Origin of the sequence: Archaeoglobus sulfaticallidus PM70-1, assembly GCF_000385565.1 — an archaeon.
Taxonomy (GTDB): domain Archaea; phylum Halobacteriota; class Archaeoglobi; order Archaeoglobales; family Archaeoglobaceae; genus Archaeoglobus_A; species Archaeoglobus_A sulfaticallidus.
Window position 1 is genome coordinate 153,921 of record NC_021169.1, and the last position, 15,602, is coordinate 169,522.

A 15,602-nucleotide genomic window follows, 5' to 3' on the forward strand; every position below is an offset into this window, starting at 1 on the left:
TAGTCAAACCAACTCGACTTTAATTTTAAGGACATCCATTTTTCCAGCCCCGCATACTGTAATAGTCTCCAAGCATTTTCATTACATGATCATAATCCACTGTCTCATTTGTTAGGTAATCCCTCCAGACCTTTTTTCCAACCCACGTCTGAAGTGGTGTGAAGAACTTTTTAGGTGGTAAATCGTCTTTGTAAGTGTATCCTTCACTACAGTTCAGCTTTCTTGCAACACCAAATGCTTCTGCAGATGCTTTGATCATTTCCTCGTTTGAGAGGTTGAAACCTGTTGCATAGTTGAACATATCTCTCACAGTGTCTATATTCAGGCTTCTTGCTATGCTCTCTCTCCTGCACAATCCCATTCCATTAAGTAGCCAGAGCCAGTTTTCAGCAGAGATCGTATAGAGGGCTGAATTGAAACCATTGCGAAATGTTGCTTCAATCAACTCATCACTTGCTCCGATAGACCTCATGTATCTTATGATACTCTCCTTCTTCCTTCCGGGAATGACTGTGATCGTTACCGGACCTTCCTGAGCTCCTCTTGGATTTGTCAGCAAGCCAAAAGCTTCGCTTCCAAAAGATATACGAGGATCAAAAATGGGTTCAATTCCCTTTATGAAATAATCCTCGAATTCACAAAGTCCTTTGAGTCCTTTAATACCCTTTCCAATGTACTCACCTATACCTTCTCGATTTGCGACAAGCTTAAGGTACTTCATAACGCATTCAGCACTCCTTTCAATATCGATATCAGTTTTTCCAGATTCTTTAAGTGTTGCAAGTATATCAAAAAGCTCTGCGAAAGTCATGGCATCGATGCCCATTCTGTTTGCCAAATCATGACATAAAACCGCCTTTTCAGCACTTTCCACACCACACTTCACACCAAATTCATATGCAACTCCAAGATACAGAGATGCAAGGCTCTCGACTTTTTTCCCATCAACTTCTACTTCGAGAACAGACTTACATCGTGCTGGACATCCTACGCACCCTGTACTTCTTTTCTTTATCCGTTCTTTATACTTCTCAACTCCAAATTCCTTTAGAGTGTCTGCATCTACCACTTCACTCTTCATTCTCCTTGTGAGATATCCAAGTTTTGCCCATGCATCCCATGCAGACATTATGCCGATATCGGAATAGATTTTTGTAACCTTGTCAGATTTGACCTTATTCTTGAACTCTCTAACAACTCTACTAAATTCATCTGGTTTTGCAATCTTTGCATCTTTACTTCCTCTAACTCTGATTGCTTTCACATTTTTTGAACCTAGAACAGCTCCAAGCCCGCCCTTGCCGATGTGGTGTATGGCATCTATCAGAGCGAGAGCAATTGGCACCCTATTTTCTCCAGCCTTACCGATTGCAAGAACGCTGTTCGAGTTAAGAAGTTTCGTTGTCTCAACGATATCTTTCCCCCAGAAATTCGCCTTATTTATCTCGATTTTACTGTTTATATCAATCCACACAGGATGTTTAGCTTTTCCCTTCAAGATAACCATGTCGTAACCAGCCCTTTTCATATTTCTCGCAAATGCACCACCTCCAACTGCTGGGCCGTAGGTGTTGTTCAGCGGGTTCTTTGTTACAGCTATCGTTTTAGTAGCTCCGGGAATTCCAGTATTGGTTAAAATCCCCGCAGATAAAATTACAAAATTTTCGGGACTTAGCGGATCGTATCTTCCAGCAAGTTTTTCAGCAAATTCATAGGCGATGCCAATTATCCCAGCATGCTTCTCGTAAACATGATCATCGATTTCTATTTCTTCATACTTCATATCACTGAGGTTTATTTCAAGTGCTTTACCAGTAAAGCTCATAAAAAATCATTAATTAATAGGAATAAATAATTAACCTTGACTTCCAGACCTTTTCAGAAAATTTCGTATGAGTTCAGACTCGAGCCACCCCCTGTCGAGTCTTTCAACAGTATCCACAATCCTTTCAACCTGACTGAGTATAAGTTCCCTTGTTTCCTCATCATCCACTCTTGTTTCTGCAAGTCCGGAGATTGCTGCGAGTGGGTTTCTGATGTGGTCAACGAGAATTGCAAATTTCTCTATGTTGTCTTCTATTTGCTTGTATGCAACTTTTCTCTGCTCAAAAAGCACAGCCTCATGAAGCGCGATGGCAAACTGGTTTACGAGGCTCTTTACAAACTCAAAATCATCATCAGAGATTATTTTCTTCGATGCCAACATGAGCGAACCTATTCTTTCATCTCTCGCAATCAGTGGTAAAACAATGTAGGATTTCATTCCGTTCTTTAAAAGCTCCACCTCCAGCCTTGACAGAGTCTCAAGCTCCAAAATGCCATCTACCTTCTTCATTTCCACTTCAATATTTCTATCAGCAAAAAGCCGCTGTATGTTTTGACTGATTTCCGGTTCCGCTAAGGTCTTCACCTCACTTCCACTGTACACAGCAATGCAGGCAAGATCATAATCTACTATCTCTCTCAAACCTCTCAGAGATTCCTTCAATATTTTATCAAATGGTTTTACAGAAAGAATTCCTAAATCGATTGAATATAGGAGGTCCAGCTGTTTTATCATCTTTTCCATCTCTTTCTTAGTTGCCATATCCTCTGTGATGTCGTGTATCATGCTCAGAAAAGCATAAGGTTTGCCATCCTTCTCAATCAAGACCGATAGAACCTTAATCCACTTCTCTCTACCCTCAACCGTTACCTTTAACTTTAACTCAAAAATTTTATCCTGCACACCTCTGTAAAATTCCTCCAAAATACGTGGAAGGTCTTCATGATGGAAAATACCGAGATCTGGCCACTTCCTTCCGATAACATCTCTATCCATGCCAAAAATCTTTAATGCGGATTCGTTGCAGTCAAGTACCGTCATGTCAGTTCCAGTCAGCACAACACCTATGGGTGACTTCTCAAATAGCGTTTTGTATTTGATCTCGCTTTCCACCAATTCTTTCTCAAGCTTTTTCATTTCCGTGATATCAATGATGGATAAAATGCACTGCTCTGCAGAAACCATCGAAGCCGTAATGAAAACATTTTTAACATTCCCCTTTACATCAACTATTTTTGTTTCATATCTGGATGGAGCGAGAGTTGGATCTATCTGTCTTAGCTTGTGATACCTCATCAATCTTTCAATCTCCTCCTCTGGAATAAATTCCATCCAGCTTTTACCAACTAACTCTTCTTTTGACTGTCCATACAATTTCTCAGCTTCGTGGTTTGCGAATTTTACGGTTGTATCTTCATCTATGATCACCAATGCTGTTCCGGTATTTTCAACAATCGTTCCGTATAACACTTCCATTCTCTCTTTCACCTTCTTTTCCCTCAACACCGCAATCGCATAAGACAGGTTCTCTGAAAGTTTTTTCAGCAGTTCAGTTTCCCCCCCATCAAACGCATCCCTTTCGGAGGAATAGATGTTCAAAGCACCGAAAACAGAGTCCCCATGGATGAGTGGTAAAGCTATTGATGAGGCAAAACCTCTTTTCAGTGCGAAATCCCTCCACGGGGTGAAAACTGGATCCGTTTCAATATCTCTAACGATAGCTGGTTTCCCCATCCTTATTGCAGACCCTGTTGGACCTTTTCCCGTCTCACTCTCATCCCATGTAACCTTGATCACATCAGCATAACCATCAATTCCTGCCTTTGCAACGGGTCTGACGGTCTTATCGCTTTCCGCATAACCAATCCATGTGTATGCATAACCACCCTCCTCCACAATCACCTTACAAACTCTCTCCAGCAACTCCTTTTCATCACCAACACGGACTATTTCTTCATTTACCCTGCTTAAAACCCTCAAAGCTCTTTCAGCTCTTCTCTTCCTTTCCTCAAGCTTTTTAATATCTGTTATATCTCTTATAACGCGAACCGTGTGAGTTGGTTTTCCATCAGCATCCCTCATTAAAGAAAGGCTTATCAGAACATGAACTTCTGTTCCATCCCTACGCCTCACAAGTCCCTCTACATTCCTGACATAGCCTTTCTCCATAAGCTCTGGCATTATTTCTTTAACAACTCTATCCTTCATCTCTTCCGGACGGATTTCAAGTCCTGTAACTGCTTTTCCAACCACTTCTTCCCTTTTAAATCCAGTAATCCTTTCAAACTCTTTATTAACAAACAGTATTTTTCCAGCTATATTGGTAATTACAACAGCATCATTCATCACTTCAAAGACATCAGGTATTAGCTCTTTGATTTCTGTATTACACTTACCCTCCATCAGATCACTCCCGTTAGCCCATAAAATTATGCAAATCCAGAATAAACCAGAATAAGAACTTTTTCATAAATTCTCATAATAATCATGAGGTGTTTATCTTGATAATACTATCTTATACAAATCCCATTTTGTTAAGTAAAGTTGTTGTAACCTTTACGCCCCTTTTTATCTCATCTATTTCAACATATTCATGTGCGTCGTGGGAGAAAGCTCCAGCCGGTCCAAATTCTACGAGTGTCTTAAAACCAGCTGAGTGCAAAAAAGCCCCTTCACTCGCACCCGGTGCTATACCAACTTGGTTTATTCCGCTACTTTCCATCACCGCTTTAACAAAATCATCTTCCATTGCATCATCAAAAGAGTTACCAATCCCCGCAGAAGGATAAAAAGTCTCTTCCTCTACTGTAAACTCGAAATCCTGCGATACTTTTTTGATTTCTCTCGTAAAGAAATCGTGAATGAGTTCAGCTGTTATGCCCCTCCCGTATCTAATATCAACAGAGGATTCGCAAAAATCCGGTATGACATTCAGATCGATTCTATCTATTTTACCGCCCACAACCTTTCTTATCCCACCACCCACAATTGAAGTTATGCTGAAGGTCGGTTTTCCAAGCAGTCTGTCTTCTGAATGTTCGTAAAGCTCATCAATGATTCTTCTTTTGTTTGCCTCCAAGTAATCTACAATTCTGCACATCTCAACAACAGCATTTCTACCGAGATGAGGTGTTGAGGCGTGGCATCTCTTCCCATAGGTCCTGATGTATGCCCAGCAAACACCTCTATGGGCTATGACTGGCATGAAGGAGTAAGACCCTTCCAAGACAACCGCATACCTTTCCCTAAATTTATCAAAATCTCGCTTATAGGTTTTAATAAAATGTTTGATTCCTTCAGCATCAACCTCTTCACGCACAGTAAAAACAGCATATATCTTTCCGTCCATTTCTATATCTCCTAAAATATCAAGGAGAAACAGAAGAATTGCTACAGAAGCTTTATTATCGAAGCTCCCTCTCCCGTAAATTATCTTTTTTTCCTTTTCTTTTCGCATTTTCCAGATTCTATCCATCTGATCTCTGATTTTCCCTCTCACTCTCTTACCACAAACTTCTACCTCAACAGCAGAATTGCCGAGATACCTAACCACACCCTCTTCAGCTCCAAAAGGGTCAGTGAGCCATTTTCCGTAATCTCCAGCAGAGACTGTGTCCATGTGAGCAGAAAAAACGATGCATCTTTCTCCTTCTCCAACCTCACAGACTATGTTATGTGAATTATCAACCTCGTGGAAGGTTGCACTGACACCAATATCATTCACATATTCCCAAACAAGGTTTGCTATGCTGTCTTCTCCTATTCTACCCTCCCTGCCGCTAAGACTCTCTTTCTTTACCAGTTCTTTTAAGATGTCGATGTATCTCTTCTCTTTATTTTCTATCTTTAAAGATAATTTATTCAACATATGGGCTCCCATTATCCCACAGGCTGATTTTTAGCCCCAATTCTTTCAGACTCTCCTCTATCTCTTCTTTCCTTTCAGATTCAACTACGATAAGCATTCCTCCTTCCCTTCCATCATCCCTGAGCAGAGCATTCCTAACACATTCTTCTGGCTGAAGGTGGTAGCCATTGAAACCGTATTTTTTGTATGTATCCCTGATTAATATCCATCTGCTATTTTCAAATTCAACAACTCCCGCAAATCCAACAAAATGTCCAACATTCCACTTCCATTTTTCAAAAAATTCTGGATGTTCGTTGAATTCAATTATCCTCTCCAGAAAGTAGAACTTTCCATTTGGGTCAAGAAGCTTCGATGTATGGTAGTTCAGAACAACCTCCACTTCCTTTTCTGAGAGTATATAATCTATTAACTGGGAGAATTTTTCTTTCGTGAAGTAGATTTCATTTCCTTTCCGTGACGGAACTGGAATGCATGAAATTCTTCCATTCGTTGCTTTCTCACATGCCAGAACAAGTCCTTCTGGACCTATACCACTCTCGCTGTAATCATCTGTAACCCTGTACTCGTACTCGTACCAGAATTCGTTATACAGCCTTCTGGCGAAGCTTTCTCTCAGTTCACCCCTGCTTACCCCCTCCCTCGCCTCATCGCATTTCCTCTGCTCATTCCTGTGAATATTCATCCTGGCGAGGTATGCAAGATAATCAATGCTCAAATCCCTAAACCCAATCCCCCTTAGAATACATCCAAGAGAGAAGGCTCCACAAGTATTCTCTTTTTGTGATCCAATCTTTACATACTCTTCATGAATATCAAAAAAATTATCAAGGAGCTTTACACTGAATCGCATGCGTCTTAGAAGGCTTTCAGATATTTATTAATTTCCCAATCCGTTACATGCTGGCAAAATGCTTCCCACTCAAACTTTTTGGTTTTGAGATACTCTTCGTAAAGCGTTCTGCCCCAGAATTCTTCAAACATTCTGTCTTTTTCAAGTTCAGCAATCGCTTCACCGAGATTTTGTGGAAATCTTTCTACACCATACCTATCTCTCTCGGCTTCACTCATATCTGCTGGATCTTTGTCCACTGGGTCTCCGGGATCGATTTTATTCTTTATCCCATCCACTCCAGCGGCAATTATGCTCCCCAGGACAAGATACGGATTGTTGCAACCATCAACTGGTTTTATTTCAAGATGGAGTGTTTCTTTTTCCTTTTTGTGAATGGGCAGAGGTATTCTTATCGCAGCTTCCCTATTCTCAAACCCGTAACAGGCATAGGCTGATGCCCAGTTATGGGGCAGTAGTCTCTTGTAGGAGTTTACTGTTGAGGCTGTGAAGGCAAGCAATGCTTTCATATGCTTTAATATTCCCCCTATGAAGTGGTAGGCCAAATCGCTCAAATCACTTCCGTCAGCAAACAGGTTCTCACCATCTTTCCAGAGACTTATGTGGATGTGGACACCCGAACCAGGTAGCTCGTTGGAGGGTTTCGGCATAAAGCTCGCTGTCAGTCCTAAACCCTGCGCAACACCCCTTACAGTCTCTCTGAGTATTATCTGATTGTCAGCAGAGGTTATTCCACAAGCTGGTTTTACCGCTATCTCATACTGTCCTGGACCATACTCCGGATAGAAGTGTTCAACAAATACATCCTGCATTTCGAGATATTCTTTTACCCTGATTGCAAATTCGTTAGATGCGTTCATGGCTGGAGTGGCAAAGCACAATGCATCATCATATGGTTTTGAGTTGCTGTCGAAAAGATAGAATTCTGTTTCAAATGCTGATTTAATTTCAAAATCAAGCTCACTGAGTTTTTGCTTGAGAATTGGTCTCGGATCAGCCTCGAATATTTTCATATCTCTCGTGTAAAAATCTCCAATAACCATTGCAGTTTTTTCAGCATATGGAACGATTCTGAATGTATTTAAGTCAGGTATGTGCTTGAGTTCACCAACACAGCCATATATCGAGTTTGGTGTCAGCAGATCAAGTGCACCGAAAGCAGACTGCATGCATGAAACGTATGTCACTCCGCTCACAAGGTCGCTTTTAGCATTTTTTGCATTTCCCATTTTACCTCTCACAACACCATCGTTGTCAATGTACAGATATCTGATATATTCTATCCCTTTTTCTTCAATAAGCTTCAGAATTTCATCAAGCTCCACTTTACCACCCCGCAAACTCCTTAACTTTACTTTCATCAAACCTTCCTTCTACAATGTCTTTAAGAGCCTGATCAAAAATATTCAGACCTTCATCGATTCCCTCTTCATCGATTACAAGCGGTGGGGTGATCTCCACGACATTGGAATAAAGCCCAACATACGCAAGAACGAGTCCAAGCTCCCAGCAACGATAGGTTAGCATCGCACATTCTTTACTTGCAGGTTCTTTACTCTCCCTATCTCTCACCAGCTCAACTCCCACAATAAGCCCTTTTCCCCTGACATCCCCAATAATGTCACGGTTTTCAGCAATTTCTTTAAGCCCTTTAATCAACCTGTCCCCCATCTTTTCAGCATTTCTATCCAGCTTATTTTCCTTGATGTATTCTATTGTCGCTATACTTGCTGAACATCCCGCTGGATGGCCTGCGATGGTTGAAAGATGAAAAGCTCCGGGATAGTCCAAGACCTCCCTGACTCCTATACATGCACTGATAGGGAACCCACCACCCATCGGTTTACCAACTGTGATGAAATCTGGTTTTATGCCATAATGTTCAAAACCGAAAAACTTGCCCGTTCTTGCGAAACCGACTTTCACCTCATCAACACCATAATATATTCCATTCCTTTTACAGAGCTTATACAATCGATCATGGAACTCCTCTGGCGGGACTATATCTCCCCCATCGCTCTGTATAGGCTCTAGAAAAACTATCGACACATCCTCTGCTGGTGCAACAGTTTCGAATATATACTCCTCTATGAATCTAACACAGTGAATCTTGCATTCCGGATATTCCAGAGAGAACGGACAGCGATAGCAGTATGGATATGGAACTTTAACAACACCTCCAGCAGGATTCAACCACCCTTCCGCTTTGTGACCCGACAGGGAAAACGAGCCATAGGTTTGCCCATGATATGATCCAAGAAAGGTTATAATCTTGTTCTTTTTGGTTGCATATGGAAGAAGTTTGAAGATGCCATCATTTATATCCGAACCAGAATGACCGAAGATAACCTTCTTGTTCTCACTCTCTGGAACCAAAGAGAGTAGGAGTTCAGCAAGTTTTATGGACTTCTCATGATAGTAAGATGTCAAAGAAAAAGAAGAAGTTTTTGAAAATTGCTCGCACACAGCATCAATGATTTTTTTGTTTCCGTATCCTACATTTGCCACAGCCCAGCTTGCATTGAAGTCTATATACTCCTTCCCGTCAATGTCACGAATCCTGTATCCCTCGCATCTATCCACGATAAGAGGATAAAATTTAATGTCGAAAACACCACCGATTACTTCTGACGACCTTCTCCAAGTCATTCCTCCATCACCCTTTTACCGTAAACGAAGTAATATATTGTCAGCAACACCACATAAGCGATTCCGATAATCACCGAGGTCTCTGCTCCCTGAAAGGTTCCGTAGAATATGATCGCAATTCCTATCAGCCCCAATATCGGGAAAAGTGGGTACAATGGCTGCTTCCAAGGCAGATTTTTGACCTCTTCAGGGAACTTCCTTCTGTACTGCACCGCACTGATGAGTGAAATTAACCAAGTTACAACCCATGCGAACACAAGAAGGAGCGAAAGGTGTACATAAACGATGTCCGGGTTCTGATAACCCAGCAAAACCAGTCCTATACTAGCAATCCATGTGAAGATTATTGCAACATGTGGTGTTTTGTGTTTTTCATGCACTTTTGAGAAAACACTTGGCAAGATTCTGTCTTCACCCATTGAGTAGAGGAGTCTTGGGGCCGCATAAAGTGTGCCTCCAAGAAGACATGTCGCTGCAGCAAGCCAAGCAGCAAAGTTAATGATATATGCTGCAGATGTACCAAACGCAACTTCAGCAGCTTTGGTAAACGGAGATTCTGAGACGCTGAGTTCTGAATATGGGACAAGTCCAAGCATTGCCGCCATTGCAATTGTATATATGATCAGAAATGTTATAGATGATGCCCACAACGCTCTTGGCAGGTCCCTTGGGTCTCTAACTTCACTTCCAGAAGTTGCAAGAGTTAAAGCGCCCATGTATGCATAGGTTCCAAAGGCAATCGCCGGAAAGAGGCTTGAAAAACCATTGGGCATAAAGGGTGTATAATTGCTCGGGTCTATTTTACCACTTGCAAACCCGAAGATGCCAAAGAGTAGCATAAGTCCAACCAATCCAAGGACCAGTACTAACTGAGTGTTCGCTGCAGGAATGACACCGACCAAGTTCAGTAGCATGAAAACTGTTAACCAGATTATCGCCCATATAACTACTGAGATCTCTGGGCTTCCAATCTGGAAAAACCAGGAAGTAATTGTTCCTATGGCTAAACCCACTGATCCTCCTGCGATTATCCACCCGATTGCATAAGAAGTGCCCGTAAGAAATCCTGCCAGTCCACCAAGCGTTCTTTTGTTCCATACCCACATTGCACCAGCATCAGGCATGCCTACAGCCATCTCACCCATGCTAATCATTATAAAAAGCAAGAACAACCCCGCAATCGTATAAGCTACCAAAGCTGCTGGGCCGGCGATTTTTGCACCCTCTCCAATAAGGAGAAAAATACCATCACCGACGACAGCACCCACTCCGATAGCCCACACATGTTTAAAAGAAAGTCCCTTTACCAATTCTCTATCCATCTTTAATCACCCCTGCCACCGTGTTTCAAATTAACTCGGATAAAACATGGTTAACTTAAAAAACTTTTTGATTTGAAGGTAAAGAAATGGAAATTTTTATCACATTGGATAAAACCTTTCGGAATTTGATCAATATGCTACAAAAATACTATAAAATTTATCAAGTTTGGGGTTGCCAAATCAGCACCATATTTTACAACATCATGAAACCCTCAATCCATCTCTGAACAGTCAGATTCAAAGAACTTTCTCCTTGATTTTCCTTTACCAAGATACTCCTCTCGCCAAAGGCAGTCTCAGAAGTCTCTAAACATGCATCCCTGTGGAGATGCGTGTAAACGGAAGCCAACACTGACAGTAAACAGTGAACTCAGTGAGTCTGTGAATTTAATGGAGAAAACTGACTCAATAAGCTCCTTTCTAGAAATAAAACTATGAAAGTTTTTTAGAAAGAAACGGACATGCGCGAGCCGGGATTCGAACCCGGGCTAACGGCTCGGAAAGCCGTTGTCCTACCACTAGACTACTCGCGCTTGAAACTAATCTATTAAACAGGGTTTATGAATTTTATGGTATTTCCCGCTGTGGCGATTGTGGCAATTCAAGTTAATTCAGGAAAGTTATTTAAACTCAATTCAATCCTAAAAATCATGGATAAAAATATATTATTTGCTTTGATTGCTGGAGTCCTGATTGGCGCGATTGTAGGATTTGCTTTTTCGAACATGCAGAAAAGTGAGACCGAGATTAACAAAACTGCTGTAGATTATTCTGTTAAATACATAAATAGGTATCTCCTCAAACCTGGAGTAAAGGTAGAAGTGAAAGATATCAAAAAATTGGATGTGTATGCCCTGAATGTTGAGTTCGTAAGCAAGAATTCAACTTTAGGCGAGGATTACGTTTACATAACCTCCGACGGAAAAACCCTGATTTTAAATTCAATAGATATCACAAAAGAACCCAAAAACTACAGAACCAATGTAAGCGCAGATGATGACCCATACAGGGGGAAAGAAGATGCTAAGGTAACCATAATCGAGTTCTCCGACTATGCCTGCCCTTACTGTGCAAAATTCGAAAAAGTCCTTTCAGAAATCGAAAAGAAGTATCCAGACATTAAAATTGTTTTCAGAGACTTTCCGATTCACGGTAATGTTTCGATAATCGCAGCCAAAGCTGCTAACTGTGCAAACGAACAGAACAGGTTCTGGGAGTACCACGATCTCCTGTTTGAAAAACAGAATGAGTGGATTGAGGCCCTAAAGAATGGAGATAAGCAGAAGCTGTATCTGTATGCTGAGGAGCTTGGTCTCAACCTGACAGAGTTCAAGTCATGTCTGAATTCCAACAAGTATGACAGTGAAATCCAGAAGGACTACTTCGACGGATTGACCGCTGGAGTTAGCGGTACACCAACAGTATTCCTAAACGGAATTAAAGTGGAAGGTCTAGCAACTCAGGAAGCGCTGGCTGAGATCATAGAACAGGAAGCTGGAAAATAGTTCTACCAATAATTTAAATACCAGAATGAATTATTAAGGATAAGGTGGTAGCTATGGGAATCATGGATAAGCTACTCGGCAGAACAGAAACCCGTGTGGTTGACGAGTATGAAGAACTCGATCTCGGAGAATATGAATCCGAAATACTCGATGAAGCTGAAACAGTAATAAAGGTTGCAGAAGTTACAGGCCTGAGTGAGGTTCCTGAGATAAGAAGGCAGATTTATGAAGGAAATATCGTCATCATAGATGTTGCATTCCTCAAGCATGATAAGCTAACACTTGACAGGATCCTGAAAGACCTCAGACAGCTTGCAGAGGATGTTAAAGGAGATATAGTGGGCTTGGGCGATGACTACTTCATCGTAACCCCAACAGGCATAAGGATCGATAGAAAGAAAATAGTCGGATCGAGAAGAAGGTAAAAGAGAGCAAAGAAAACATGATTAGCTGTCCAGCCTGTGGCAGGGAAATTAAGATCCTGAGCACTGTGCATGATGTCCCGTACTTCGGAAAGGTGCTGATAACATCGATTTCATGCGAGTGCGGATTCAAGCATTCTGACTCGATAATAACAGAGATAAAAGATCCTGTGAGATACATATCAAAGATCAACAAAGACAACCTTTTCACCAAGGTAATACGCTCCACCTCCGGGACGATAAGGTTTCCAGAGCTTGGAGTGGACATCGAGCCCGGTCCGGCATCGAATGCCTTCATAACCAATTTTGAAGGTGTTCTGAGCAAGGTTGAAGATATCGTCAAACTGGCGAAGTCATGGAATTCTGAGAATCAGGAAAAAGTTGAGATCTGCGATAAAATTTTGGAGAAAATCAGTAACACAATAAACGGCGATGAAGAGCTAACAATCATCATCGAAGACCCGTATGGAAACAGTGCGATAGTGTCCGACGATGTCTTTGTTGAAAAAATGAGCGAGCATGAGGTTGCAAAACTCAAAACAGGATTAACAGTTATGGATATCACGGGAAAAACTGAAGAGGAGATCTTCGAGCTATAAAACTTTTTTTTCAGATTGGGTAACCTAACCATGTCAACTGCCACCGTCTAAAGACGGTGACTTTTAGTCCCCAGCACGCTTTCACCGTACGCTCTGGCTGTGTTCACTTGCACTCCTTCGGCTTGGTTAGGCTCGTGTGAGTGACCACAGCCAGGCACCCACACCGAACCGCTCTCACCGCCTCAGGAGTGCCAAATGCGTGCTGGAGACGTGAGGCTGGTTGACCGCAGCCCCTGCAACAGTTACACCAAAAGATATACAAGTTTTACTCACTCACTTACCTACATGAAGAAGCTAAGATGCCATCACTGTGGGCACGAGTGGAACTACAAGGGTAAGTCAAAATACTATGCTACCTGTCCTGTGTGTCATTACAAGGTGAGGATTCGTGAAAGCTCGGAAAGTGATTTCAGTTAAGCTGAAACCTGTTGGAGAGCAAGCGGAGAAAATAGACGGGCTGTTTAGTGAGTACAGGCGATTAGCCATGTTCCTCATTGAGTGTTGTAAAAAGACTGGAATCAGAGATTACTACCGACTGCACAATTTTGCGTACAACTTTTGTAAGGAAAACTATCGATTACCATCAGAAGTAATACAGCAAGGGATGAAACTCGTTACAAATACTTTTAAGGGAAGTTATAAAGCAAGACATATTCCTAAAATTGATGTTAATGATTTTCCGATAAGGCTTACTTACGGAGAGAAGCACCTATTCTACTTTGTGTTTGATGGTGGTCTTAAAGCAAGAATAAGCTTGCCTAACGGTAGAAGCTTCAAAAAAGAAGAAATCCTGATTCACAACGGTGAACTGAACGACAAGCTCTCAGAACTGACCAAACACAAAATCTCCGATTCCTTGCTCTTTCCAGATTACAGACTGCTAATCACACTAACGAAAGAGGTTGAAATAGACTACGTGCCTGAGAACGCTATTGGCGTTGATATAGGAATAATCAACCTAATAACGGCATACTGCAATGGCAAAGTTCTGCAAATCTCAGGAGAACAAATTCTTGAGGCTCACAAGAAAGGTGTTGAACATCGAAGGCTGAAGCAAAAGCTTGGTTCGAGAAAGTTCACATACAACGAATCCAAGTTCGTTAGGGATTACGTGTACCATGCTGCCAATCAAGTAATCGAGTTTGCCAAGCAGTTTGAAAAGCCCGTAATCGTACTGGAAGATTTAAAGTGGCTGAAGAGAAAACTAAAGAGGCTACCACACATCTATACAATAGCTCCTTACGAGTTAATTCACTCAGCAATTGTTGAGAAGGCTTTGTGGGAAGAGATTGCAGTTCAAACAAGGAAGGCCTATTACTCATCACAGAAGTGTCCTGTGTGTAAATATGTCAGTTCAAAGAACAGAAAAGGAAGAAGATTCAAGTGTCTTAAGTGTGGGTTCGAAGAAGATGTTGATGTTGTTGCGGGAATGAATTTATCGTTTTTCGCAATTCCCCCACCCATTAAAATGGGTGGTACCCTTGCGAGGTGATTTTATGGAATTTGAGAAAATCGTCAGACTGATTTTCGAAGTTGGCGAGCTAAAAAGAGTTCCGAGATCTGGATGGTTGAGATTTGGTATCGGCAATGTTGAAAGCGTGGCAGAGCACTCTATGAGAACAGCCTTCATTGCATTCATCGTAGCCTTCATCGAAACCAGTAGCTATGAGGTCGCAACAAAATCCGCATTTTATGCACTGATACACGATATGGCTGAAGCGAGAACCACCGATCTGCATAAGCTGGCCAGAAAGTATATGGATGTTGATACCGAGAGGGCTTTCAGAGATCAGCTATCCCTTCTTCCCAGTAATCTTGCAGAAAAAATTCTCGAAGAAAGGGATGATGTTAAAAAGTATGTGAAGGATGCAGACAAACTTGAACTCCTTTTTCAGGCCATGGAGTACTCAAAAATAAATTCAGAAACTCTGCTATATGCAGAGAACCTGAGCTTCGAAACAGATGCAGCAAAAGAGATAGCCAGAGCCATAAAACCAGACAGCTGGTGGATCTATTTTGAAGAGCTAAACCATAATAAACATAAAAAACATGAAAAATAGGAAGGTCGTGTGCGACAGGATGCTCGGAAAGCTCACCACATGGCTGAGAATATCCGGATACGATACAGTCTATGTCGGAGACCTGAACATCATGAACAGAAGAAAGGAGGACACCTTTCTGGTTACGAGCTTTAAGGACAGGATTCTGCTAACAAGAGACAGGGAACTCTACGAGAGGTGCATCTCCTCCAACAGAGAGGTCATCTTCATTAACTCGAATACTATAGCGGAGCAGATAAAAGAGCTCTCAGAGAAGGGCTTCGAGTTCAGAATCGTCATGGACAGGTGCAGTGTTTGCAACAATCTGCTGAGGAGGCCAAGTGAAGAAGAGATACTCGATGTCCTCAGAAAAGAGGGTTTACCAGAGGATTTCAAAACGAGATATGAATTCTGGTACTGTGAGAACTGCGTTAAGCTCTACTGGATGGGGAGTCACTGGAGAAACATGGTAAAATTTTTGAAAAATATTGAGGAGAGGTAAAATTTTAAACAGTTCTGT

General features: G+C 41.6%; 14 protein-coding genes and 1 tRNA gene. 7 read left to right on the top strand and 8 right to left on the bottom strand.

Going from position 1 to position 15,602, the window contains the following annotated elements:
- Nucleotides 1-25: 25 nt before the first annotated feature.
- The 8 genes from ASULF_RS00915 to ASULF_RS00950 form a co-directional block, all read right to left on the bottom strand.
- Nucleotides 26-1,825 carry an aldehyde ferredoxin oxidoreductase N-terminal domain-containing protein gene (locus ASULF_RS00915; RefSeq protein WP_015589814.1) on the bottom strand — a complete coding sequence of 600 codons (1,800 nt, stop codon included), beginning with the start codon at nt 1,823-1,825 and terminating at the stop codon, nt 26-28.
- A gap of 30 nt (nt 1,826-1,855) precedes the next feature.
- Entirely contained in the window at nt 1,856-4,228 is a 2,373-nt protein-coding gene (locus ASULF_RS00920) for a PAS domain S-box protein (RefSeq protein WP_015589815.1), read from the bottom strand.
- A gap of 112 nt (nt 4,229-4,340) precedes the next feature.
- Nucleotides 4,341-5,693: a M20 family metallopeptidase gene (locus ASULF_RS00925; protein WP_048098069.1), complete on the bottom strand. Its 1,353-nt coding sequence runs from the start codon at nt 5,691-5,693 to the stop codon at nt 4,341-4,343.
- Nucleotides 5,683-6,546, bottom strand: a complete 864-nt coding sequence (locus ASULF_RS11250; RefSeq protein WP_015589817.1) for a DUF6885 family protein — start codon at nt 6,544-6,546, stop codon at nt 5,683-5,685. The genes ASULF_RS00925 and ASULF_RS11250 overlap by 11 nt, the downstream gene beginning before the upstream one ends.
- 5 nt (nt 6,547-6,551) lie before the next feature.
- Nucleotides 6,552-7,871 (bottom strand): glutamine synthetase family protein, encoded by a 1,320-nt coding sequence (locus tag ASULF_RS00935; protein ID WP_015589818.1) that lies wholly within the window; start codon nt 7,869-7,871, stop codon nt 6,552-6,554.
- 1 nt (nt 7,872) lies between these two features.
- Nucleotides 7,873-9,195 (bottom strand): aspartate aminotransferase family protein, encoded by a 1,323-nt coding sequence (locus ASULF_RS00940; RefSeq protein ID WP_015589819.1) that lies wholly within the window; start codon nt 9,193-9,195, stop codon nt 7,873-7,875.
- Nucleotides 9,192-10,517: an APC family permease gene (locus tag ASULF_RS00945; protein WP_015589820.1), complete on the bottom strand. Its 1,326-nt coding sequence runs from the start codon at nt 10,515-10,517 to the stop codon at nt 9,192-9,194. The genes ASULF_RS00940 and ASULF_RS00945 overlap by 4 nt, the downstream gene beginning before the upstream one ends.
- Before the next feature lie 462 nt (nt 10,518-10,979).
- Nucleotides 10,980-11,050 (bottom strand) — tRNA-Gly (locus ASULF_RS00950).
- A gap of 117 nt (nt 11,051-11,167) precedes the next feature.
- On the opposite strand from ASULF_RS00950, the gene ASULF_RS00955 reads away from it, so the two are divergent.
- The 7 genes from ASULF_RS00955 (at nt 11,168) to ASULF_RS00980 (ending at nt 15,584) form a co-directional block, all read left to right on the top strand.
- The gene (locus ASULF_RS00955; protein WP_052312071.1) at nt 11,168-12,022 is read left to right on the top strand and encodes a DsbA family protein; all 855 of its coding nucleotides are present in this window, start codon (nt 11,168-11,170) and stop codon (nt 12,020-12,022) included.
- 53 nt (nt 12,023-12,075) lie between these two features.
- Complete coding sequence (locus tag ASULF_RS00960) at nt 12,076-12,447, top strand: cell division protein SepF (protein WP_015589822.1); 372 nt, start codon at nt 12,076-12,078, stop codon at nt 12,445-12,447.
- 17 nt (nt 12,448-12,464) lie between these two features.
- Entirely contained in the window at nt 12,465-13,043 is a 579-nt protein-coding gene (locus tag ASULF_RS00965) for a ZPR1 zinc finger domain-containing protein (protein ID WP_015589823.1), read from the top strand.
- Between the two features lie 285 nt (nt 13,044-13,328).
- Nucleotides 13,329-13,460, top strand: coding sequence for a hypothetical protein (locus ASULF_RS12265; protein WP_269077384.1), 132 nt, complete (start codon nt 13,329-13,331; stop codon nt 13,458-13,460).
- A gap of 187 nt (nt 13,461-13,647) precedes the next feature.
- Nucleotides 13,648-14,535: a zinc ribbon domain-containing protein gene (locus ASULF_RS00970; RefSeq protein WP_169336373.1), complete on the top strand. Its 888-nt coding sequence runs from the start codon at nt 13,648-13,650 to the stop codon at nt 14,533-14,535.
- 4 nt (nt 14,536-14,539) lie between these two features.
- On the top strand, nt 14,540-15,103 hold the full coding sequence (locus ASULF_RS00975) for an HD domain-containing protein (RefSeq protein ID WP_015589825.1): 564 nt from the start codon (nt 14,540-14,542) through the stop codon (nt 15,101-15,103).
- Nucleotides 15,093-15,584 carry a Mut7-C RNAse domain-containing protein gene (locus ASULF_RS00980; RefSeq protein WP_052312072.1) on the top strand — a complete coding sequence of 164 codons (492 nt, stop codon included), beginning with the start codon at nt 15,093-15,095 and terminating at the stop codon, nt 15,582-15,584. Before ASULF_RS00975 ends, ASULF_RS00980 begins: the two co-directional genes overlap by 11 nt.
- Nucleotides 15,585-15,602: the final 18 nt, after the last annotated feature.

Excerpts from the sequence above, each read along its gene's own strand:
- ASULF_RS00915 (WP_015589814.1), bottom strand. The coding sequence starts at position 1,825 with ATGAGCTTTACTGGTAAAGCACTTGAAATAAACCTCAGTGATATGAAG.
- ASULF_RS00920 (WP_015589815.1), bottom strand. The coding sequence starts at position 4,228 with ATGGAGGGTAAGTGTAATACAGAAATCAAAGAGCTAATACCTGATGTC.
- ASULF_RS00925 (WP_048098069.1), bottom strand. The coding sequence starts at position 5,693 with ATGTTGAATAAATTATCTTTAAAGATAGAAAATAAAGAGAAGAGATAC.
- ASULF_RS11250 (WP_015589817.1), bottom strand. The coding sequence starts at position 6,546 with ATGCGATTCAGTGTAAAGCTCCTTGATAATTTTTTTGATATTCATGAA.
- ASULF_RS00940 (WP_015589819.1), bottom strand. The coding sequence starts at position 9,195 with ATGACTTGGAGAAGGTCGTCAGAAGTAATCGGTGGTGTTTTCGACATT.
- ASULF_RS00945 (WP_015589820.1), bottom strand. The coding sequence starts at position 10,517 with ATGGATAGAGAATTGGTAAAGGGACTTTCTTTTAAACATGTGTGGGCT.
- ASULF_RS00955 (WP_052312071.1), top strand. The coding sequence starts at position 11,168 with ATGGATAAAAATATATTATTTGCTTTGATTGCTGGAGTCCTGATTGGC.
- ASULF_RS00960 (WP_015589822.1), top strand. The coding sequence starts at position 12,076 with ATGGGAATCATGGATAAGCTACTCGGCAGAACAGAAACCCGTGTGGTT.
- ASULF_RS00965 (WP_015589823.1), top strand. The coding sequence starts at position 12,465 with ATGATTAGCTGTCCAGCCTGTGGCAGGGAAATTAAGATCCTGAGCACT.
- ASULF_RS12265 (WP_269077384.1), top strand. The coding sequence starts at position 13,329 with ATGAAGAAGCTAAGATGCCATCACTGTGGGCACGAGTGGAACTACAAG.
- ASULF_RS00970 (WP_169336373.1), top strand. The coding sequence starts at position 13,648 with ATGAAACTCGTTACAAATACTTTTAAGGGAAGTTATAAAGCAAGACAT.
- ASULF_RS00975 (WP_015589825.1), top strand. The coding sequence starts at position 14,540 with ATGGAATTTGAGAAAATCGTCAGACTGATTTTCGAAGTTGGCGAGCTA.
- ASULF_RS00980 (WP_052312072.1), top strand. The coding sequence starts at position 15,093 with ATGAAAAATAGGAAGGTCGTGTGCGACAGGATGCTCGGAAAGCTCACC.